This is a genomic window from Bacillus sp. AFS023182, assembly GCF_002560575.1.
In the GTDB taxonomy this organism is placed as follows: Bacteria; Bacillota; Bacilli; order Bacillales; family Bacillaceae_G; genus Bacillus_A; species Bacillus_A arachidis.
This window is the reverse complement of sequence record NZ_NTRO01000026.1, coordinates 35064-56409: the sequence shown is the minus strand read 5'-3', so window position 1 is coordinate 56409 and position 21346 is coordinate 35064. Positions and strand designations below refer to the sequence as shown.

General features: G+C 33.7%; 20 protein-coding genes and 3 pseudogenes. 4 read left to right on the top strand and 19 right to left on the bottom strand.

All coding sequences use genetic code 11. From position 1 onward, the window contains the following. Positions 1–7: 7 nt before the first annotated feature. A pseudogene (locus tag CN288_RS14180) lies at positions 8–145 on the bottom strand (isochorismatase family protein); the annotation flags it as partial. A gap of 503 nt (positions 146–648) precedes the next feature. Between CN288_RS14180 and CN288_RS30035 the strand changes: the two are divergent. Further along, positions 649–870, top strand: a complete 222-nt coding sequence (locus CN288_RS30035) for a thermonuclease family protein (RefSeq protein WP_369680624.1) — start codon at positions 649–651, stop codon at positions 868–870. Beyond that, entirely contained in the window at positions 779–1036 is a 258-nt protein-coding gene (locus CN288_RS30215; protein WP_441296558.1) for a sunset domain-containing protein, read from the top strand. The genes CN288_RS30035 and CN288_RS30215 overlap by 92 nt, the downstream gene beginning before the upstream one ends. Before the next feature lie 53 nt (positions 1037–1089). Here the strand turns inward: CN288_RS30215 and CN288_RS14170 are convergent, their stop codons facing one another. From CN288_RS14170 to asnB, 15 genes and pseudogenes are all read right to left on the bottom strand, one after another. Then, a complete protein-coding gene (locus tag CN288_RS14170; protein ID WP_098302502.1) occupies positions 1090–2916 on the bottom strand; it encodes a nuclease domain-containing protein in 1827 nt (608 codons plus the stop codon). Further along, positions 2900–4852: an McrB family protein gene (locus CN288_RS14165; protein ID WP_098302501.1), complete on the bottom strand. Its 1953-nt coding sequence runs from the start codon at positions 4850–4852 to the stop codon at positions 2900–2902. Before CN288_RS14165 ends, CN288_RS14170 begins: the two co-directional genes overlap by 17 nt. 1 nt (position 4853) lies before the next feature. After that, a complete protein-coding gene (locus tag CN288_RS14160; RefSeq protein WP_098302500.1) occupies positions 4854–6059 on the bottom strand; it encodes a hypothetical protein in 1206 nt (401 codons plus the stop codon). A gap of 548 nt (positions 6060–6607) precedes the next feature. Beyond that, complete coding sequence (locus tag CN288_RS14155; RefSeq protein ID WP_098302499.1) at positions 6608–6889, bottom strand: hypothetical protein; 282 nt, start codon at positions 6887–6889, stop codon at positions 6608–6610. 68 nt (positions 6890–6957) lie between these two features. Beyond that, a pseudogene (locus tag CN288_RS14150) lies at positions 6958–7565 on the bottom strand (IS1595 family transposase); the annotation flags it as partial. Between the two features lie 42 nt (positions 7566–7607). Next, positions 7608–8513, bottom strand: coding sequence for a hypothetical protein (locus CN288_RS14145; RefSeq protein WP_098302498.1), 906 nt, complete (start codon positions 8511–8513; stop codon positions 7608–7610). A gap of 414 nt (positions 8514–8927) precedes the next feature. Further along, positions 8928–9338: pseudogene (locus tag CN288_RS14140) on the bottom strand (cysteine hydrolase family protein); the annotation flags it as partial. Positions 9339–9643: 305 nt separating this feature from the next. After that, the gene (locus tag CN288_RS14135) at positions 9644–10132 is read right to left on the bottom strand and encodes a hypothetical protein (protein ID WP_026594309.1); all 489 of its coding nucleotides are present in this window, start codon (positions 10130–10132) and stop codon (positions 9644–9646) included. 275 nt (positions 10133–10407) lie between these two features. After that, positions 10408–11055, bottom strand: a complete 648-nt coding sequence (locus tag CN288_RS14130) for a nitroreductase family protein (protein WP_090689140.1) — start codon at positions 11053–11055, stop codon at positions 10408–10410. 102 nt (positions 11056–11157) lie between these two features. Then, a complete protein-coding gene (gene dat / locus CN288_RS14125) occupies positions 11158–12033 on the bottom strand; it encodes a D-amino-acid transaminase (RefSeq protein ID WP_026594307.1) in 876 nt (291 codons plus the stop codon). A 133-nt stretch (positions 12034–12166) separates the two neighbouring features. Then, entirely contained in the window at positions 12167–13126 is a 960-nt protein-coding gene (locus tag CN288_RS14120) for an ABC transporter substrate-binding protein (protein WP_026594306.1), read from the bottom strand. Positions 13127–13317: 191 nt separating this feature from the next. After that, complete coding sequence (locus CN288_RS14115) at positions 13318–14298, bottom strand: N-acetylmuramoyl-L-alanine amidase (RefSeq protein WP_098302497.1); 981 nt, start codon at positions 14296–14298, stop codon at positions 13318–13320. A 100-nt stretch (positions 14299–14398) separates the two neighbouring features. Then, positions 14399–14728, bottom strand: a complete 330-nt coding sequence (locus CN288_RS14110) for a hypothetical protein (RefSeq protein WP_026594304.1) — start codon at positions 14726–14728, stop codon at positions 14399–14401. Between the two features lie 56 nt (positions 14729–14784). Continuing rightward, positions 14785–15144, bottom strand: a complete 360-nt coding sequence (locus tag CN288_RS14105) for a GNAT family N-acetyltransferase (RefSeq protein ID WP_026594303.1) — start codon at positions 15142–15144, stop codon at positions 14785–14787. Between the two features lie 93 nt (positions 15145–15237). Then, on the bottom strand, positions 15238–17139 hold the full coding sequence (asnB, locus tag CN288_RS14100; protein WP_003197399.1) for an asparagine synthase (glutamine-hydrolyzing): 1902 nt from the start codon (positions 17137–17139) through the stop codon (positions 15238–15240). A 218-nt stretch (positions 17140–17357) separates the two neighbouring features. Here asnB and CN288_RS14095 point away from each other — a divergent pair, with 218 nt between their 5' ends. Continuing rightward, positions 17358–17825 (top strand): Hsp20/alpha crystallin family protein, encoded by a 468-nt coding sequence (locus CN288_RS14095; RefSeq protein WP_026594302.1) that lies wholly within the window; start codon positions 17358–17360, stop codon positions 17823–17825. Positions 17826–17876: 51 nt separating this feature from the next. On the opposite strand, the gene CN288_RS14090 is transcribed toward CN288_RS14095, so the two are convergent. After that, positions 17877–18461 (bottom strand): SCO family protein, encoded by a 585-nt coding sequence (locus CN288_RS14090; RefSeq protein WP_026594301.1) that lies wholly within the window; start codon positions 18459–18461, stop codon positions 17877–17879. A gap of 346 nt (positions 18462–18807) precedes the next feature. Here CN288_RS14090 and CN288_RS14085 point away from each other — a divergent pair, with 346 nt between their 5' ends. Continuing rightward, on the top strand, positions 18808–19785 hold the full coding sequence (locus CN288_RS14085) for an MBL fold metallo-hydrolase (protein WP_098302496.1): 978 nt from the start codon (positions 18808–18810) through the stop codon (positions 19783–19785). Positions 19786–19961: 176 nt separating this feature from the next. Here the strand turns inward: CN288_RS14085 and CN288_RS14080 are convergent, their stop codons facing one another. Beyond that, positions 19962–20804 (bottom strand): DegV family protein, encoded by an 843-nt coding sequence (locus CN288_RS14080; protein WP_098302522.1) that lies wholly within the window; start codon positions 20802–20804, stop codon positions 19962–19964. A 152-nt stretch (positions 20805–20956) separates the two neighbouring features. Further along, positions 20957–21208: a DUF2535 family protein gene (locus CN288_RS14075; protein WP_026594298.1), complete on the bottom strand. Its 252-nt coding sequence runs from the start codon at positions 21206–21208 to the stop codon at positions 20957–20959. Positions 21209–21346: the final 138 nt, after the last annotated feature.

Here is a 21346-nt window from a genome sequence, read left to right as displayed (position 1 = left end):
GTTTTCTTCACTCCACTGTAGCATGTAAACAAGACTTAAAGTGCCCAATTGCAAACTCATGTCCTTGCTCATTAAAAGAGGCCACTGCTTTTTCGTGTACAACGATATGAAACCCTTTATTATAGGCATCAGAACACAAATGTATGAATACATGGTATATCTTAAAAACGCCTTCGAGCTTGTCGGAACAAGATTTTTCACAACTTATAATGCAAATTTATTTCAAAAGGACAAAATGGTATATAAATTTGCTTAGCATATGTTTTTTTTAATATGTTGATGGGACTTCTTAAAGGCTGAATTAATATAATTTTTACAAACAAAAATGGACCTTTAAAAGAGGTCCTTTATTTCTTACAAAAAATCAACACTATTATTTAAACATAGTCTAATCAAAAGAAAAACCAAAGACCACTGTATTTTCAGTCTTTAGTTTTTCTCATGTAATTAAAGCATCTGCGACAAAAACAAAATATTATGGTTTAATGATAACTTTCCCACCTACTCTTGTCATCGCTATTGCTTCAGTCACTTTGGTGCCGTTAGTTGATGTATCTCTATAAAAGGCATCCAACGCTTCATCAAACCACTCTGCGTCTTTTAATTTACTAGCTTATGTGTAATGTAGATGGTCAGATGATAAATAAGATGTTACTAAAAAAGGGATTAGCAAGGGTTGCTTATGTATATGCACCAAACACAACTCACATCGATGAGTTTTATGCAATTCAAAAAGAAGCACAGAAAAAAGGAATTGGGATATGGAGTATTGAAGACTATGCTGCTAATGATTTCAATACAAGTTCTTCAACAAACTCTAATCATCCTAAAACAAATTCTACCCCCCTCTCAAAACAATTCAAACGATAATAAAGAAAGCAATGTAGTTTGCAAGGGAAAAATCAAAGGCAATGCAAACAGCAAAATTTATCATGTTCCTGACGGGGATTTTTATAATAAAACAACGAATAACATTGTCTGGTTTTGCACAGAAAAAGAAGCGCAAGAAAATGGATATGTAAAATCAAAACGTTAAAAAAGCACTTAAAAAAGTGCTTTTTTTCATTAACTATATCATGCATCTTGATATTACACTCGTTGGTGAAACAGCTCATGATAAACATCTACTACTTTTTTGATTGCTTCTGCAATTCCAAGATGGAAACCATTCTTTTCTTCTAATGGTGTTAATTCCATTAAACGGACTTGATTACTTTCCATAGGGTCTTTAGGCTGTATATTACCCTCATTCTTCGGATAAACTGCCCAAACTTCGTGCACCGTTCTAAATACACGCCAGTTACCTGGGGATTCATTTTTATATAAGAAAGGAGAATCCATATTGTCACGATAAGAAATTAACTGACGCATAACATCATTCTTTTTTCTCTTTGCATTAGTCCATATGGCATGTACAGGTCTGTATTTAAAATCAACCATAATTGTTCCAATATATTCATTATCTTCGTATATATCCATTCGAGCATCCGGTCGATTATGCGTTCCATTCGCATAAATCGGTTTATCCAGAACTGTTTTTTCCTTATCGAATGGTAATCTTTCATCATAAACCAAACGCAATCGAATATTCTCTTTCTTAAATTCAATTACTGTTCCTGGTTCTAAAAAAGGAACTGTAATTGTTTTTGAATTAGGATGGGTATCAAAAATCCAACCCTTTACCACTTCAAAGCCAACAGTTTCTTTTTGTAATCCGTCTATCAATTGTAAAAACCCCCAAATTTCATACAATAAATCTGTTCGTTTCCAATAGTAGTCGTAATTGGTATCCAGTGTAATGGATAACTCTTCATTTTTTAACAAGCGATACAGTTGATATAACTGTCTGTATCTTAAGTCCAAATGCAAGACATGAGGAATGCTCAACACTTGTGTCTCTTCTACTTCTTCTATCCAATCTTCTTTTAATACAAGCAAGCATTCACTTCTCACACGTCGAACAAATCGTTCATATTCTATCAATTCATCTAATACTTTAGAGTTCAATCGAACTTTAATGTGTTCATCGTGATGAAAACGTCGTTCATCTTTAATCTCTCGTTGTATTTTTTCTTTATGACTATGGAGATATTCCAATAATTCGTTCATTTCTCGCGAGATAAAACGCACGATATTTTTAATCCATTGATTCTCTAATAAGTTATGATTTCGAGTATGTTTAGGTGTGTAAACGTAATCTCTACTTTCTAGATGCCGAGAACGATAGCGGATACTAGTAGCATCAACAATTCCAGCTTTTCCTTCTGGCACTAAATTATATTCCTTACGAATCCGCATACGAGGTTCGGTTTGAATCATTTTTAAAGAATTAATCCATTTCAAGTAATCTCTTTTAACGATATATAACTTTCGAAGAATATGAATGGGAATAGGAAGGGAGCTATTAATTCCAAGACTTGCATTTTTCCTTACCAAGTCTTGTGCTAGTCCATTCAACGTTTCTTCCACTTCATCACGCATTGAAACCCATTGTTCTTCTGTGATTTGTTTTGGTTGTACCTTGAGCCAAGAATAGTAAGATACATTTTTTACAACTACTTTGATACGATAATGTCCAGGAATCAGTGGATAATATCCATCGCGATTGTCTGAATCCTTACCATTATTATATAGATATACAGGACTTATTTCAGAAGATATATATGCAATATCATCTTCCCCAAATTCTAAATCCCGTTCTGGGAGGGTATCCAACCCATCCATATAAAGACGGGCTGTTTCATCCTCACAAATAAATTCTAATAATAAATGTTTGTTTTCTACGACTTCGGGTACGTTTTCATCTTCCATTCGATACAAAAGCGTTTCATCTTGTACGAAGTTAGTAACAGGTATTTCTTTTTCGCTTGGGTGATTAGGATTTTGACGAAAAATAACTTTAAACGGTATGACCATATAAACGTAACTCCTTCGCTTTTTCCGCTATCAATTTTCTTGTTTGTTTAAATTCATATGAATCTGGCATATTAGATAATAATTCTAATAGTTTACTATTTTCTACTTGCTTTGTATCAGGATTATATTGACCAAGTAATTCAGTAAATTGTTCATCCGACCCGCGGACTTTTGTTAGAACACGTTGTACTAACTGAATATCAAAAGCTTCTTCTCTACTAAGAGGAGCGTTTAGCGGAATGTTATTTAGGAAATTGCTGATTTGACGAATAATACGCCATCCGATTCCCAAGTTTCGACTGCAATTTTGCAATTCAATGTGCAAATCCCAGAGGAACTTAGATTCATTTTCATGTAATGAAATTTCACGTTCTTTTCTTTTGAATGTTTCGTATTCATCAAATGTAAATGGCTCTGACTTCGGTATAATTGGTTCTTGTTTACGCTGTTCTTCCATTTGTAGCACATTGGAGTATGGCTGCATGTTTAAAGTAATTACATTTGCTCGGTCTAATACCTTATCAGAGAATTGGAATGTAGATTCATCAAGATTTACAGTTCCTACAAAAATCACGTTACTTCCTATACGTAAAGTAGGTGGAAATACATTTTGGTTGTAGATTCTTGCACTAAACTCTTCATTATACAAACGCAAGATTCGTTTATTTTCTTCCAACTCAAGTACCGATAAGAATTGTGAGAAATAATGTTCAACGCGTGCAAGATTCATTTCGTCAAAGCAAACGATATGCAAGTCTTCACCATATTCATTAGCACGAGCTAAGATATTCATCACGCCGGAATCTCCTGGGCGATATACGTTATGTAATGTATCTAAATACCCAATTACATCTGCATCATCTTGCCAAAACGGACGAACCGGTACAAATAGCATTTGGTCCTTGTTTAGTTTCACAGCATTTGCATAACATTGGACAAGCTTTGATTTTCCAGTACCACTCATACCAGCTAAAATTACAAGACTTCCCGTTTTCATTGCAGTATGGAAATTATATAAATCTTTAGTGTCGTAATAGAGTCCTAAACGTTTGCATTCATTTTGAAATGCTTCCATAAACTCATGTTCTCTGTATCCAATAGAGTGTTCTTCTGGTGTAACAGTCTCTACAGGTCCTTCATCTATTAATTGCTCTTTTGGAGCGTCTGGTGCTTCTAATCCACCAATAGGTTCTCCATGTTCTTCAAGCAAACCTTGCAATTCATCGTATTGGTTTGATTCCATAAAAAGAACCTGTTCATGCACATAACTATTCATGACATATTCCGTTTGTAAATTGATGGAATTTACTTGATTTGATGATGTATAGAATCGAAAACCACCATGAGCGTAATCATGTTTTTCAAATGAACCGTATAGTGTATATTCTTGCTTGTCTGGTTGATGTTTCCATAAAATCATAGTTGGAGTATCGTCATCATCTTTAGGAATTTGTTTATTGTCTCCTATATATTTCTTACCCTGTAATTGTTGTTCAAATACCTCTTTTGTACGCTCAGTTGTTTCTTCTGAAAAAATTGGAATCGGGTCCAAAAATATACCAGGGGCAAAAGAATCAGACTTCTTAACAATACTTACATCCCTTGCAACATGATACTCCATTCCTCCACTTGGTTTTTTTAAATCTACTTTAAAAAAGAGTATGTAGCGATTCAAAAAATCGCGAAGCGCTTGCTTTCTGTCGAAGTCGCTTTTAGTAATATCATCATAAAAACCCCAATTATTTAACTCCTCCGCATAACAACATACATCTCTTATTTGTCGAGGGAAACTTTCAGGCGGCGTAGAAACGATTCGTATATAAAATTGTAAATTATCGTTTCGATTGATAATAACAGAACTTCTTCCTGTTGAAACCTCTCCGTCATTTGCTAAAATCCCTGCAATATCAAAATCCCATTTTTTTGCTCCGTACATGCTACAAAACCCTCTCTCTTATTCTGTTATTTTGGTTTAATAACTCTTTTACTTGATTGAAATTTTTACAAATGTTGATTTTAGTTTTGTCGATTTGTGAATACGAATCGTTTGCATTCAATAGAAATTGGTCTTTATTATCGAGTTCGTATGATAAAACCCAATAAGATTCACAGTCGAGTGGGAATTGATAATCATGGACAGCACCTGCCTCTACAAATTTAAATTCGATTTTTTCATTATCAAATTGGTTTGTATATACGGGTTTTCCAATTACAAGAATTCGAGTTTTATTTGTTTGATTCAAAGTTGCTTTAATTTCAGTCGTTGTTTTGTTATCAGAACCTTCCTTTGTTAGTTCTTGCAATTGTTTCTCATGCAATTGTTTCTCGTTCATTTGTTTTGCATGTAAATGATTTAATTGACCTTGCAAATCTTTTATTGTTTCTTCGTACTCTGCTTTTTCTTTATTCCATTTTTCTTGTTTCCCCTTATACTCGTTAGTTATTGTTTCATTTTCTTTCGATAACTCGTTATACAATCGGTTTTTTTCATTTAGTTTTTCAGTGGTTTTCTTATTGCCTTCTTTTATATCATCTATTTTTTTCTTATGATTTTCATCACGTTTTTCCAACTCCTTCGTCAGGTTTTCTACCTTTTGTTCGAGTTGTTGTATCTTCTTTTGGTCTTTTTTAGAGGTCGTCGTTACCTCTTTTGGTTTTTCGTTAGGAATTGGTTTTTGTTTTGTCATCGGTTTTTTATCGTTCGATTCAGTGTTTTCTGATTTAAGTGTAATGGATTCATTCGGAAGATTTAATAATTCGCTCTGTTCATCTTTTAAAAGTGCATACAATTGGACTGCCTTTTTTTCTTGGTCTTCAGAAAATAGTTTTGCAAATACCGTAGCAGCATTAATGTGCTCTGCAATATTTACTAGTTCGTTTACCTCTTTATCTACCAACGATAATCCATCTAGTAGGCTTGGCGCAATTCCTTTGGACCAGGACATCAATTTTGGTAAATACTTTGTGTCAAGCAAGTTTGAAATAAGCATATTTCTATTTGTTTTATTAGCTTTATTAACGATAGACTGAATTTTATTTTTTCGGACGCCATTAACTGGAATTTCTGTTTTTTCGTATATTTGAGCCAAAACTTCATTACTAAATCTAGGTAGCAACCATCGCCACACATCTTTACTAGACATACAGTCCCTTCTTTCTAAAAGTGATATTGTTTTTTTGTGTGTCTGAATCCGTTTACATAATTATCACTCCCCTCACAATTGATATTTCTAACCGTTTATTCCTATTATGTTAAGAGTCTATAAGAATATAAAGATAGAAAATATACATAACAAAATTTTTCTTGTTCAATGAGTAATATTCTCATTCGTTATTTCCGATAAAGTCCTTAATAAAAGATAAGAAAATATTTCCTGAATCACAAATGTATGATTACATGATATATCTAAAAAAACACCTTCGAGCCTGTGTGAACAATTCTTTTTGCAACTTATAATACAAATTTATTCCAAAAGGACGAAATGGTATATAAATCTACCGCCTTTCAATACAATGCGACCATGAATTAGTTTTACATTATCCCCCTCCTACGGCGTGCAGCTCTTTTTTAATCAACTAACGGTCTTTATTCAAATTGGCTCTGTTAAATTTTAATGTTGATAATTGAGTAAATTAGAGGGAAACCCTTATATTTGGATTTCCTGTTTTTATACTTTCGACTTTTTCGCTGTTAAGAAACATTTTTTAGCCAAGTAATAATTCGAAGTACCTGAAATGGTTCAAACCAAGTAATTAAAAACATCACAACGAAGAAAGAAATAAGTGATATGAATTTTAATGTTCCTTTTTCCCGTTTAGCAACTGCTATAAAACTTAGTGCAATTCCAACTAAAAAAGAAATAAAACTAAAAAGGACAATCGGTTCAGAATAGCCATCTATTTTCCAATTTAATCCGAATAATAATAGCCCTATAAACATCAAGACCACCGAAAATACACTAAATTTTCTAATAATTACACCTCCAAATATGATTTTACCATTTTAAGGAGTAAACGATAATTATTTTTTGTGCATAAGAATTAACAATTACACGATAAACTTAAGCTCTCATATGTATCAATCATTTCATACACAAATGAAGATAGGAGAAACTCTTTTATATTATGTTTAGTGCTTTCGTTACTGCAACTATCAACAAATAAAAACCAAGCAAGTTATCGAGATATTTTGTAGCCACGCCTTTAAATCGGTCTATTCATTGTTTCATACGAGAATGGAGACCATTTACATTTTGAATGTGATACAAGCCTTTAATAACGTACTTACCATCATTTGACTTAATTCTGTAATGTTCATTCCCCTTTTCTTTAGCGTAGGTTTTGTACACTCTCCAAGTATCTGTAACAAGTACATTATTAGGGGTCAGTTTAGAGCCAATCATAGTATCCACCTTATTTTTGACAACACGCCCCAAACAAGCAACTTTTGAGACAGTTGCTTGTTTGGGGCTAATGCCTATATGTTTGAATTTTCCACCTCGCTTACGGAGTTTGCGTTCCGTAATGCCACGTTGCCCTTTTTGAGAGTATAGGAAATAAGTCTCATCAACTTCAACGATACCATCAAATTGCTCAAACTCCATTTGTTTTAATGCACTTAACAATTTGTGCCTCCAATATAAAAGTGTTTCACTTTATAAAACCGAGTTCTAATGATTCTTTCATAGCTTTTAAAGCAGCAAATCCGTTGAGTTAACAATATGAATTCCATATGTTAGTTTTAATTGCTCAAATGCTTTTTCCGTTTCCTCTTCATAACTAGGAATAGGACTCATACAATCATTTAATAGATAAATATTGGAGGTTACAGAACGGTCATCTGTATAATGTTCAACAATTTGCTTTACTGATTCTAAGACACAGTGAGATTTGGCTTCTCCTGCAATAATGATTTTTTTGTAAGATTTTAATGAATTTAAAAATTCATAATTCCCTTCATCGCCCACTGCATATTCAGGCTTAATCATCCCATACATTTCACTTAATGGATTTTTTCCCTTTACGATTTTTTCTATTTTGGTGTTTCGAGCAATAGAGTGGAAATGAATCATATTAGAAAATTGACCTTCTAATGCCGCCCCATTAGTTCCTTCAATGCAGTGATATGTCCAAATACACAGTTGCTTCTTACCTATTTTTTCGAGATTACGCAGATAGTCTAAGCTTTCTTTTTGCTTTTCCACCGCTATCCAAATCCCCTCCTCTACATCATCTAATTTAATAATAGTAAATGGGGCTGGGTGATTCCCTTCTCTATCCACCCACCAACAAGGGTGAAAAATTTGATGTAAGTCATGGGTATCTAATGACACTGCGATAGTGGTAATTTTATTTAAGTTCTTATAGATAAAATTTGTGATATTTCGAATATCTCGATGAGAATTTGGAACCCCTAATTCTCCGTTCTCCATAAAATCATTTTGAAAGTCAATCCCAATAACCATTACTCGTTCCTTATCTTCGCTCGCAGGAACTAATTCCTCTGCCTTTGCCAAAACAAGTAAATCATTTAGTTTCATTCTGTTTGTTCTACCAATTTCATCAATCCTAACAATGTCGTCAAATCTTGTCTTCAACTTAATTCATCTCCTATCTCAATGTTTTTTAATTTACAATTTAGGATACTACTGTGCAAAAAGGAAACAGTTTCAATACGAAAACATACGTTCTGTTTAACTACGAAAAAAATAGCTCATTCTAGAGTCTGTTTTTATGTATATAAGTATCAAGGTTTAGTCACGGCCCATTAAACTACAACAACATTTACTGTAACAACAATATACAAAACACTGATTAGTTGTTCTAAAGAGTCTTTTCAGATTCTGTTATTAGCTAAATAATTTCTTTACTTTCACATACATATTTTAACATTAGTGATTAATAAAAGCTAACCATATCCTTCAATTGCAAACAGATAGTTAATTGAAGGATTATTATGAGATATTACTGTAATAATAAGCTTTGAAGGGAAAGTGGATTCCTAATATTCATAAACAAATATCCGTACATACGCCAACAAGGTGCACTTCCTGTATTCCTCTTTCCCTTAATTTCATTTCTAAGTCCGTTCCAACAAAAGCACTATAACGTGTTTTGTCCATATAGTATACATTCTCATTATCTTGATATTTTTCATACAGATCTTGCAACTCTCCGTATAAATCTCTTCCTTTTGTACCCGCTATATTATGTGGTGGAAATAATTGTGTCTCTGGATGATAGGAATCATTCTTTTCATGTTTATCAATAGTAAACACAACATAATCTCCGTTTTCAATATACTCCTTCGTAATCGCTACAAGATGCTCTTCAATATCTTGCCCTGCCTTTCCACACGTTAAAGCACCATTTTCTGCTACAAAATCATATGTATAATCAATATTTATAAGCGCCCGCTTCATCACTTATTCTCCTCCCTACTTGTTTCACGCTAAACAATAGAAAACGAGTTTTAACGACTCAATATATTTTATTCGACATTTTCAAACAAATCCCTACGAAGCATTTATATATAAGATACAGGTATTTGTCATTTTTATTTGATTTGGATATATCGATTGGAATACGTCGGTAATATTGCACTTTTTATTATCATCCAGTAAGATCCTTTCGCTTGACAATCCCATTTTACGAAAAACAGATAAAACAAAAAGTACACTACTTTTTCAGTAGTGTACTTTTTATTATGCATAACATGTTAGCTATTTTAAAACGCTGGTTTATTTTCAAATTTAGCCTGCACAAAATTAATAACTTTTCCTGATGGATCATTATTTTCAAATTGAACTGCCGTTATTGTATGGTAGCCTGTCTCTAACGTGCTTTGTTTTAATTCTACTGTTGTCTGCGTCATGTTAGTAACATGATGTTTATCTTCAAATATTTTATCTACGAATACAAATGTCTCTTTATCATTTTGAAAATGAGTAAGTTCTAATTCAACTTGCTGAATGAGGGCGTCTTTCTTTACAAATACAGTTGGTATATTCCCACCCTCTGAAGTGCCATCTGGTGTAATTACTTTTACTCTTCCCTCGCCAATCGGCATTGTCCCCTCAGGAAAAGGCGTTACACTCTCTTCACTTGCATTCACAACTTGTTCTTCTTTTACCGGCTGGGTTTCTTCTTTTCCGTTTGAGACACCACACCCAACCAATAACAAAGCAGACGATCCAGCGATTATGAATTTTTTCAAAATTCATCCCCCCTGTAAATTTATTCTTTATTTATTATACAGAAATAACTATCTGTTCTAAGCTCAGTTTTTTTAAACTTCCGTGAACAAACATTCTGTTCATCACTACTGTACCATATTTTCTTTTTTAACATCATTAATTTTTTCAAGAAATAATTAGAAATTCCTTCTTATTCCTCATTTTAGCCCATTATTAGTAAAAAATATCCCCTTCTAAAAAAATTAGAAAAGACATTGGATGCACCAATGTCTTTTCTAATTTTTCGCACAGCACTCTAAAAAATAAACTTTGTAATATCCTCAACTTCTTTTCGCGCTAGTTTTTTCGCTTGATCTTTCGGATAACCAAGTGAAATTACCATATTGATTTGTTTCTCAGGCTCAATTTGTAAATATTGTCGCAGTTGATTTTGAGCCAATAACACAGGTCCTGTCATTGGACAAGTCCCAAGTCCTCTTGCATATGCTGCTAACATTAAATTTTGTGCAGCTAAACAGCTACTCTTAATCCCTTCTTCTTCCCATACTGAATTTGGAACGAAGTCAATCGGATCAAATATTTTTTCGCGAAACTTAGATTCGTATGGTGTAGCTAAGCATACAATTAAAACTGGTGCATCAGAAAAAGCTGTTGCATATGGTCCAAACGAACGTGTAAGTAATTTACCTGCTTTTTCTTCACCTTTTTCCGTTGCTTGTGCAGCCAACTTATGTAAAGCATCCCATGTCATTTGTTCAATTTTTTTAATTTTATCCCGATTCATAATGACAATAAATTCCCACGTTTGTGAATTCGTATCACTTGGTGCGTAACGAGCACAATCAATAATTTCTTCTATATCACGAACAGATACTTCTTGCTCTGTGAATTTTCGGACACTTCGTCTTCCGTGAATTATTTCTTTAAATGCTTCATATTTCATATACATAGAATCCCCTTTTATAGCGTTTTCAGAAATCACCTTACGATCAATTATACCACAAAAAAAAGCTGGAAGAATACCAGCTCCTCTTTCCTCTCACGTTCAATTAGTAACTTTAAAAGGTGCAATACTCTCCTCATAAGAAGCTTGTAACCGCTTCGTAACTGGCCCCCTTTCTCCATTACCAAATTGCTCGGCTCCTATTTGAATGACAGGAAATATTTCAAGAGGTGTTGCGGTAAAAAAGCATTCATCTGCTTTGTATACTTCTTGTAATGAAAACTCGCGCTCTTCTACTTCAATATGTAGGGCTTTTGCTAATGAAATGACATGATGACGAGTAATCCCATGTAAAATAAAATGATCTGCAGGGTGCGTAATCACCTTATTATTTTTTATAATAAAGAAATTTGAATGACACCCTTCTGTTACAATCCCATCTCGAACTAATATTGCTTCTTGATACCCTTCTTCATTAATTTTATTCTTAATCATAATATTAGGTAGTAGATTTAAAGATTTGATATGGCAAAATTTCCAGCGAATATCTTCTTCCACTGTTACTTTGATACCCTTTTCCATAGTAGTAATTGGTCTTGGGAATGGTACAATATTTGCAAAGTACATTGGCTCTAAATGAGAGTTGTATATATGATTTCTCGGCTGCACGCCTCTTGAAATTTGAATATACACATTACCATCTTCTTGAAATTGATTTTTCTCAATTAATTGATGAAGTTGCTGAATTAATTCTTCTTTTGTAAAGGGTGGAACAAGATGAATTTCCTTCATAGATTTAAAAAATCGCTCTAAATGTAAATCTAGCAAGTGAGGTTTCCCGTTGTATAAACGAAATACTTCATATATCCCATCCCCAAATTGTAGACCTCTCTCTTCTAATGCAACCATTGGCTGTTCTTCCTTGGTATTTACAATTTTACCATTAAACAAAATCCAATCTTTGTGAGCACCATTCATCATTTCTTCACTCCTTTACTTTTATTAATTCCATTTTACAACTTTCCCCTGTTTAACAGAAAGAATTTTCTGTTATTTGAGACTTAAAAAACACATCACCCTTTAAATAGTGATGTGTTTTTCTCTACTTTACTTATTTCAAAAAGTATTTTTCAATGTCATCTAGCATAAGGTTCGCAGCTTTAATGCCGCCAGCTGTATTCCAAATAACTTCATCTACTTCAAATACTTTATTATTTTTGGAAGCTTGTAACTGTTTAAAGAGTGGGTCTTCTGTCCATTCTTTCGCTATTGTATTTCCTTCATTCGATTTCTTAGCATCTTTATCGGATGTGAAATAGAATAAGTAGTCTCCATCCATATTCGGAATTTGTTCTTTTGTAACACCTTTTATCGCAAAATCATCCTTATCTTGAAGTGGTGGTCTCTTAAATCCAATATCATTTAACACTACACCAGAGAATGAATTCTTTTGATAAATACGAACGTCACCTGGAACGAATCGAATAATTGAAACTTTAGATTCTACTTTATCTCCTAGTTTCTCTTTTATTCCTTCAATACGCTTCTTATAATCACCAAGAGCTTTTTGCCCTTCTTTTTCTTTATTTACAGCTTTTGTGTATAACGTAAAGTTTTCTTTCCAATCTCCGCGCAGTGTTTCAGCATAAACAGTAGGTGCAATCTCTTTTAATTGTTCATATACTTTTTCATGACGCATTTTATTCCCAATAATTAAATCAGGCTTTAGTTTCATAATTGCCTCTAAGTTAACATCACGCTCAGTTCCTACAACTTTTGTATCTTTCAATTCTTTCGCTACATGTGGATACCATTCATCACCAGCTCTTGGTTTTGTAGAACCAACCGGTGTAACTCCGACCGCTAAAAGTGCCTCGGCGCCTTCATTTGTTAGGACAACCACTCTTTTAGGTGTCCCCGTAATCGTTGTTTCTCCCATCGCATGCTTAATTACATACGAATCTTTTCCTTTTGCTTCATTCGTTTCTTTCTTCTCTTCTTTGCCACACCCTGCAATCATAACCATTAACATTACGATGCAGAGCATAAAGATATTTTTAGTTCGAATCATACTTCCTCCTAGATGAAATTGATTATCATTGACATTTTAAAGGTTAATGTATTGAATAAATGTTGTCAATATATTTTAAAAAACTTTTCTAGCATATATTTCCTCAAAAAAATCCCTCCCTCTAAATTCTTCTGTCTGCAAGACATTCGAGGCAGGGTATTATTCGATTCTATTCATAATCTTTTCATATTTTAATATTGATCATATTTGATATAAGATGGATCATTATATATCCACTGATTTCCTCCTAGGTTTAGCCAACCATTTTGGTTTGCGTATACTAAATAGGATTCTGGATAATTTAACTGATGGATTACTGATGATGATGTCGATGGACCACTTCTTAAATTTACGTTCGTTCCTAGAATATTTGCCACTCCAATCGGGCTTCCATCACTATTCCCGTATTTCACGTAATCAATATATGATGGATCATTATATATCCATTGGCCTGCGCCTAAATCTAGCCAACCGTTACTTTCTTGATAAACTACATAGGATTCTGGATAATTTAACTGACGAATTACTGGGGATGATGTTGATGGGCCGCTTCTTAAATTTACGTTCTGCCCACGGATATATGCCACCCCTTTTGTTTGAGGAGTTGGATTTGGAGGATTTTGGTTTTCCGTTAACCCTAAAATTGCAGCGATTCCTTTTGCATACGCTTGACATAGATCTTCTATAAACTGCGGATTTTTTAATAAATTTGCATCAAAGGTTGTATCAATAAATGCTGTTTCTGTTAATAATGCATCCATAGTCGTTTCCCTTAGTACTGCGTAATTGGCCTTTTTCGCACCACGATCACTCAAACCGTATTTTGTTAAAACAGGATTAACTGCCGCATGCATCTTTTGTTGTTTAGCTGCTGCAGAACTACTATCTGATAGTCCATTATAAATATAACTTTCAAAACCTGTTCCGCCGCCGCTATTAATATGAAATGAGATGAAGTAATCTGCTCCGAAAGAATTAGCAATATTGGCACGTTCTGATAACGGGATAAAGACATCACTATCGCGTGTCATCTTAATATTAATTGTATAATTTGCAAGTAAAATATCTCGAACACGCTTAGCAATTTGAAGTGTTAAATCTTTTTCTTGCAAACCGTTACCAACAGCACCGGAATCGTATCCACCATGACCTGCGTCTATAACTAATTTCATATGCCATTTCCTTTCTGTATTTAATAGAGCATATAATTATGCTCGTCCTATTTTATGTACAACATAAAAAGTTGGTTACAAAACAAATAAAAAAACCCCCTTATGTAAGGCGGTTTCCATCATCTCGATTAAGCCAATTTAAAATAAATATGTACGACTGATAATGAACATGTCGTATACAAAACAAACAAAATAAAATAGCTATTCCAATGCCACTATATATTAAGCCAAACTTCAAAAAAATATTTAACATTGGCGGAAAATTTATCGTATTTTGCAATAAATATAAAGTGAAAAACAAAATAAAAAATACGGGAATGTATTGCCATTCATACGGCTTGCGTTTTTTACGCATCATTTTCCGAATGAAAATTTGGCAAAGTTCTGCCACAACAAAACACCCCCCTATTAGTAAAAAACCCGACGTCATCGTCATACATCCACCTGCCTTATATTCATTTCTTATCTCAGGTATCCTTTTTCCTTCTAGAAGCGCTTTATGTATATTTCACCATTCCATATAAAGCCGAGTCCCTCTGTAAAAGATTTAGCTTGTTCAGTTAGATCTCCTTTTAGTACCTGGATATCTTTTATATCTCTATGCTTCATCATTTCTTCAAATGTAAAGTAAGCATTTGTTCCATATCCGTAACCTTGGTAATCAAAATGAATAATTAAATTAGATAATACAGCGTGTTCACCTTGTACTGTATAATCCATTACACCAATATATGTATCATCAATTTTTATACAATATTGAACTTTCTTCCTATTAAAACCATGAGAAGCAAACATTTCTTCAACAACTCTTTTTGTCTCTGTATTCACTTTTTCAAACGTAATCATATGTTGTCCACCCTCTTACTATTAGTGTATCAAGCATAATACATATTTATGAAAAAAACCTTAAGGTCGTATATGACCTTAAGGTTTTTCTACTTAAACTAAGCTATACGCACGCTTTGTTTCTTCATGAAACTCATTTGTATCGTATTTATGCTCTACATAAATTTGATGCCATACCATAAACGCAAGTACTGTCCAAATTTTACGGCTATAATCACCTTTATCCGCACAGTGTGCTTCCAGTAAGTTTAATACGTACTGTTTGTCGATTAAATGCTCTGTTTTACTTTCTTTAATAATATTAACAGCCCAATCATGCATTTCATCTTTTAACCAGTGACGAATTGGTACTGGGAAGCCTAGCTTTTTGCGATCTAATACATGATCTGGAACGATTCCTCGCACTGCTTCGCGTAAAATTGCTTTTGTTGTCCCATTTGCAATTTTTAATTCTGTTGGAATTTTAGACGCAACGTCAAACACTTCTTTATCTAAGAACGGTACACGAAGTTCTAATGAATTTGCCATCGTCATTTTATCAGCTTTTAATAAAATGTCGCCACGTAGCCATGTAAACATGTCGATATATTGCATTTTGCTAACATCGTCATAATCCTTAATTTCATTGTACAATGGTTTCGTGATATCCATATAGTTTACACTTTCATTGTAATACTTCATTAGCTCAGCTTTTTCTTCTTCACGGAAGATTTTCGCATTACCATAGTAACGTTCTTCAATTGGTGTACATCCACGCTCTAAGAAGCTTTTCCCTTTAAATCCTTCTTTAAGCGCACCACTTAATGCTTTTAAAACGCTTTTCCCTGGAGTAGGGATGTAAGAGAACATTTTTAAAGAATTTGGCTCGCGATAAATGTTATATCCACCAAACAGCTCGTCTGCACCTTCACCAGAAAGAACTACTGTTACATGCTTACGAGCTTCCTTTGCAACGAAGTACAATGGTACAGCAGCTGGATCAGCTAAAGGATCGTCCATGTGCCAAATGATTTTTGGGAATTCATTCATGAATTCTTTTGCTGTAATGAAGACACTATGGTTTGTTACACCTAGTTTTTCTGCAGTTTCTTTTGCAACATCAACTTCACTGAAGCCGCGGCGTTCGAAACCAACAGAGAATGTTAAAAGGTTTGGATTCATTTCTCTTGCAATAGAAGCAATGATAGATGAATCAATACCACCAGATAAGAATGAACCTACTGGTACGTCACTACGCATATGCACTTTTACAGAATCGTACAATACATCACGAATCGCTTGAATGTGCTCCTCTTTTGTTGCACTTGAAGCATTGAAATACGGTTTCCAGTAACGATGAATTTCCATTTCTTTACCGATTTCTTTTACGAAATAATGACCAGGTTCAATTTTATTAATATCAACAGTTAGTGTTTCTGGCTCTGGTCCATATTGGTACGTAAAGTAATGTTGCAATGAAGTTGGGTTTACCCCTTTGTCTTGCATTACATGCATAATACTTTTCTTTTCAGAAGCAAAGAATGTTGTATCACCTTGCTGTGCGATATATAGTGGCTTAATACCGAAGTGGTCACGTGCACCGAAAAGTTTCTTTTCTTCACGATCCCAAATCATAAATGCAAACATACCACGTAAGTAATCTACACATTTTTCTTTCATATGTGCATACAATGCAATGATAACTTCTGTATCAGATTGTGTTGCAAATGTTGCGCCTTTTTCAAGTAACATTTCACGTAATTCTACATAATTGTAAATTTCACCATTAAAAATAATTACATATCGATCATTTTCATACGTTAGTGGCTGATGTCCTGCCTCTAAGTCAATGATACTTAAACGGCGGAAGCCAAATTGTACATGTTCATCACGAAAATATCCTTCGTCATCTGGACCACGGTGGAAAATAATCGTGTTCATATTTTCAAATTGATGTTTTTCTGTTTCTGAAAACTCTCTAGGGTTTTCACATAAACATCCTACAAAACCACACATTCTTCTTACCCTCTTTCAGTTTTCATTCTGTTTCTATACTACTATATCAACCCTATTTATACTAGCATAATCAACTCAATATGGCGATAAAAACTATAAAAAAATCACTCCATTTCACATTTTACCCAATTTTTTTGAACAAACATGAAAAATAGGCACTCACATTTGCACACATTTGTCATATGATATTGCAAATTGATTTCTAGGAGGCAAAAAACATGAGTGATGAAAAAAAAGATTCTTCGTCTCGTCCACCAATTCGTAGTTACTTAAAGCAAATCGATGATTTTTTTGAACAAACACCATTGCGTGATGTAATTGCAGATATGAATCACTTTTTTCAAAAAGGAAACCGTTTATTAACATTTCCTGTAGACCTATATGAAGCTGGTGAAGACCTAGTCATAAAAGCAGAACTCCCAGGCGTTCAAAAGGAACAAATCCAAATAGAAATTCAAAGCGAATACTTAAAAATCTCTGTTACGGAAGATTTCATGGAAGAAACAAAAGATGAAGTTTCACATAATTACTATCGCCGTGAGCGCTCCATGTCAGGAGCTTCTCGCATGATTAAACTTCCATATTTAATTGAGAAAAAAAACGCAAAAGCTTCCTATCAAAATGGCATTTTAGAAATCCGCGCTCCAAAACTTCCACAACAGCACGACATTTTATCGATAGATTAACCATTATATATTTTTCCATATACAAAAAGAAGGATGCTCAGCATCCTTCTTTTATTTCAATAACCGTTCCATATCACGTAAAATATCTTCATATGGTGTATTGCTCATTCCGCTATACTTTTTCATTACCTTACCTTCTTGATCGACTAAGAAAAATGATGTTCCGTGGATAACTTGCCCATTCTCTGGTTTATCTACAAGTGATTGGAAATTATCCTTTGAGAATTTCTTGATATCTTCTAATGAGTACCCTGTTAGCAAGTTCCAATTACTTGTATCTTCTGTGAATTTTTGTATAAATGTTTTCAAATTCTCTGGCTTATCAAGTTCAGGGTCTACACTAAATGAAACGAATTGCACATCTAGCTTTTTCTCTTTTGCCATCTTCTGCAACTTTGCCATATTCGCAGTCATTGGAGGGCAAACCGTTTGACAATTTGTAAACATAAAATCAGCCACCCATACTTTTCCTTTTAAATCTTTTGTTCCAAACTGTTTACCGTCTTGATTTATGTATTCAAAAGTTTCTAAATCCCAATTTAATGGTTTACGGAGTTTTGACCCTGAGCCGCATCCTGCAAGTATAAAGAAGCAAAAAACAACTATGAGACCAATCAGCTTTTGATAACGCTTCATTTTCAAACCTCTCTTCTCTTTCTTTAATTTATGTATGACATGCTTATCATAACAAAAGTAAACACTATGAGAAAATTGTTTATCGCATTTGTTCACGAAATCGTACGAATTTAGGTATGTTACTTCCTATTTTTGAGCGAATTACTAGACAATTATTTCATTGTTTACTAATATCATTCCCTTCTTACTTCTTTACATAACGATTTTCAATAAGTCACTCACTTTGTAAAGATGGCCGCACTATTTTTTTTACAATTTTTTAATCGACAATCAATTTTTCTCACTTTTTTCCTTTACAACATTTCGGTACAATACAACTACAGAGATTTTAAATGAGGTGATGTTCATGGTAAAACGGTATGAAAACATGGATAATGTTAGTACAAAAAAACCAATTCGTTCCTTTTTACGTTGGCGTAAAGAACGAAAACAAAGCAAAAAAGATTTTTCTTATTTAGTAGAACAATCACCTGTCAAGCATACTCAGTTTTTACGAACGAACACTAAAAAAACAACGATTACATGGATAGGTCATTCAACATTTCTTATACAAACGAATGGACTCAACATTTTAACAGATCCAGTATGGTCAAACAAAATAAAACTTGTGCCAAGGTTAACGAATCCCGGCCTTACATTACAGGAATTGCCCCAAATTGATATTGTCCTTATTTCACACGGTCATTATGATCATTTAGATTTTGCCACACTTCGTCAATTGAATTCAGATGTTCTATACTTAGTACCTACTGGATTAAAAAAGTTATTTACAAAAAAAAAGTTTCTGCGAGTAGAAGAATATAATTGGTGGGAATTCACAAAAATTAATGATGTAGACTTTCACTTCGTACCAGCGCAGCACTGGACGAGAAGATCATTGTTTGATATGAACACTTCCCACTGGGGTGGGTGGGTTTTAAATAATGGTACAACAGATGAAACGATTTATTTTTGCGGTGATAGCGGCTATTTCCGAGGATTCAAAGAAATTGGCAACCAATTTTCTATTGATATTGCCTTAATGCCTATTGGTGCATACGAACCAGAATGGTTTATGAAAGTATCACATGTTTCTCCAGAGGAAGCAGTACAAGCTTTTCTAGATGTAAAAGCAATGCATTTCATCCCAATGCATTACGGTACGTTTGCACTTGCTGATGAGACGCCTAAAGAGGCAATTACACGACTTCGTAATAACTGGAACTTACGTATGTTACCGTGGGACCAACTTCATGTATTGTTTCTTGGGCAGACATATATTTCGACCCCATCCAAAAATAAGAAAAAAGAGCATACCCAAGCGTTCAAACATCTTAATGTATAACAACCTTTTTTGAAAATACATTATATAGAGAAAAAACAAAAAGGGTGTTTTCATGGAAAAATATTTACAAAAACGTTGCATCATTAGCGGAAGCGCCTTGATTACTCTTCTTATCTCATATTTTCTATATTAGTAAAAAAAAAAGCTACTTGAATGNNCATTCAAGTAGCTTTTTTTTACTCTGCTAAATACATAAATCCAATTGCGCCTGGTCCTGTATGAGTACTAATAACTGGAGTTGTATAAAAAATTTCTGATTGTGTAAACCCACTAATTTTTTCAACAGCTGCTTTTACGCTTTCTGCTAGGGGAATTGCTTTTGCATGAGGAATAGCAACTGCCTTTATTACTTTTCCTGCCGTCTCTTCTTCAAATAGTTTGGATAATGTTTTTACGATTTGTCCTTGACTACGCACTTTTGTTACAGGATTATATACACCCTCATCTAGACTAGCAATCGGTTTAATATTCAATAAAGAACCAATGAATGCTTTTCCTTTTCCAATACGTCCACCTTTTACTAGATTTTCTAACGTATCCACAACTACATACAAACGAGTATTCTTTCTTACTTCATCAAGACGATTTAAAATATCTTCTAACGAGCGCTCCTCTTGAGCCATTTTCGCAGCTTCAATTACTTGATATGCTAAAGCATGTGTAATAAATTGAGAATCAACAACAGTAACTTTTGTTTCTGTCATTGATGCAGCACTATTTGCCGTTGCAACTGTACCACTCATTCCACTTGTCATATGTATAGAAAGTACCTGACTGCCATCTTCTCCTAGCTTTTCATACATTTCTACAAATGATCCCATAGCAGGTTGTGATGTTTTTGGTAATTCTTCTGATTTTATCATTTCCTCAATAAATTCATCAGGTTGTAAATCTATACGATCTAAATATGTTTGTCCATTTACAGAAATAGATAATGGGATAACATGAATATCATATTTCTCAATCACATCTTGTGATAAATCTGCCGTTGAATCTGTTACAATTTTTATTTTTTGCATATTTTTTTCTTCCCTTTCCAATACGCTCTCCTTGTTATTATACTAGTATTCACAATGCTTTCAACAGTTTGAGCTTATTTTCGACAAAATTCTTTGGTTTTTATGCCCAAAAAGAAAATGACAGAGCACATTTGCCCTGTCTCTATTTTAGATTATGCATTTTTTTCAAGTGAATTTGTTTGATACACATTTGAATAATCATTCCACTTTAAGCAACTTTGTAAATATTCGCGAAAAGAGTATGAGAATCTCGGTTGTTTTTGTTTTTGAATTTTAGCAATAAATAGTTGAAGACGTGACTGAATTAGAAATGCTAACGGATGTTGTGCGTGTAAGACAGGGATTTCAAATATTTTGACACAATTCCCTGTTGAATGGGTGAAATAAAAACTTTTCATGATCACGATATCAATCCTCTTTTTTGTTGGATTTATAACTTTAGTATAAACTTACATTGGTGAAAAGTTTGTCTAAATTTCGGGGATTCCACAATTTTTTTCTTCTTTATATTGTATACGATTACAAGTATAGTATAACAAATA

Excerpts from the sequence above, each read along its gene's own strand:
- CN288_RS14160 (WP_098302500.1), bottom strand. The coding sequence starts at position 6,059 with ATGTCTAGTAAAGATGTGTGGCGATGGTTGCTACCTAGATTTAGTAAT.
- CN288_RS14080 (WP_098302522.1), bottom strand. The coding sequence starts at position 20,804 with ATGCAAAAAATAAAAATTGTAACAGATTCAACGGCAGATTTATCACAA.
- CN288_RS14105 (WP_026594303.1), bottom strand. The coding sequence starts at position 15,144 with ATGATTACGTTTGAAAAAGTGAATACAGAGACAAAAAGAGTTGTTGAA.
- CN288_RS14130 (WP_090689140.1), bottom strand. The coding sequence starts at position 11,055 with ATGAAATATGAAGCATTTAAAGAAATAATTCACGGAAGACGAAGTGTC.
- CN288_RS14110 (WP_026594304.1), bottom strand. The coding sequence starts at position 14,728 with ATGACGTCGGGTTTTTTACTAATAGGGGGGTGTTTTGTTGTGGCAGAA.
- CN288_RS14120 (WP_026594306.1), bottom strand. The coding sequence starts at position 13,126 with ATGATTCGAACTAAAAATATCTTTATGCTCTGCATCGTAATGTTAATG.
- CN288_RS14095 (WP_026594302.1), top strand. The coding sequence starts at position 17,358 with ATGAGTGATGAAAAAAAAGATTCTTCGTCTCGTCCACCAATTCGTAGT.
- asnB (WP_003197399.1), bottom strand. The coding sequence starts at position 17,139 with ATGTGTGGTTTTGTAGGATGTTTATGTGAAAACCCTAGAGAGTTTTCA.
- CN288_RS30035 (WP_369680624.1), top strand. The coding sequence starts at position 649 with ATGTTACTAAAAAAGGGATTAGCAAGGGTTGCTTATGTATATGCACCA.
- dat (WP_026594307.1), bottom strand. The coding sequence starts at position 12,033 with ATGAATGGTGCTCACAAAGATTGGATTTTGTTTAATGGTAAAATTGTA.
- CN288_RS30215 (WP_441296558.1), top strand. The coding sequence starts at position 779 with ATGCTGCTAATGATTTCAATACAAGTTCTTCAACAAACTCTAATCATC.
- CN288_RS14085 (WP_098302496.1), top strand. The coding sequence starts at position 18,808 with ATGGTAAAACGGTATGAAAACATGGATAATGTTAGTACAAAAAAACCA.
- CN288_RS14090 (WP_026594301.1), bottom strand. The coding sequence starts at position 18,461 with ATGAAGCGTTATCAAAAGCTGATTGGTCTCATAGTTGTTTTTTGCTTC.
- CN288_RS14165 (WP_098302501.1), bottom strand. The coding sequence starts at position 4,852 with ATGTACGGAGCAAAAAAATGGGATTTTGATATTGCAGGGATTTTAGCA.
- CN288_RS14170 (WP_098302502.1), bottom strand. The coding sequence starts at position 2,916 with ATGGTCATACCGTTTAAAGTTATTTTTCGTCAAAATCCTAATCACCCA.
- CN288_RS14115 (WP_098302497.1), bottom strand. The coding sequence starts at position 14,298 with ATGAAATTAGTTATAGACGCAGGTCATGGTGGATACGATTCCGGTGCT.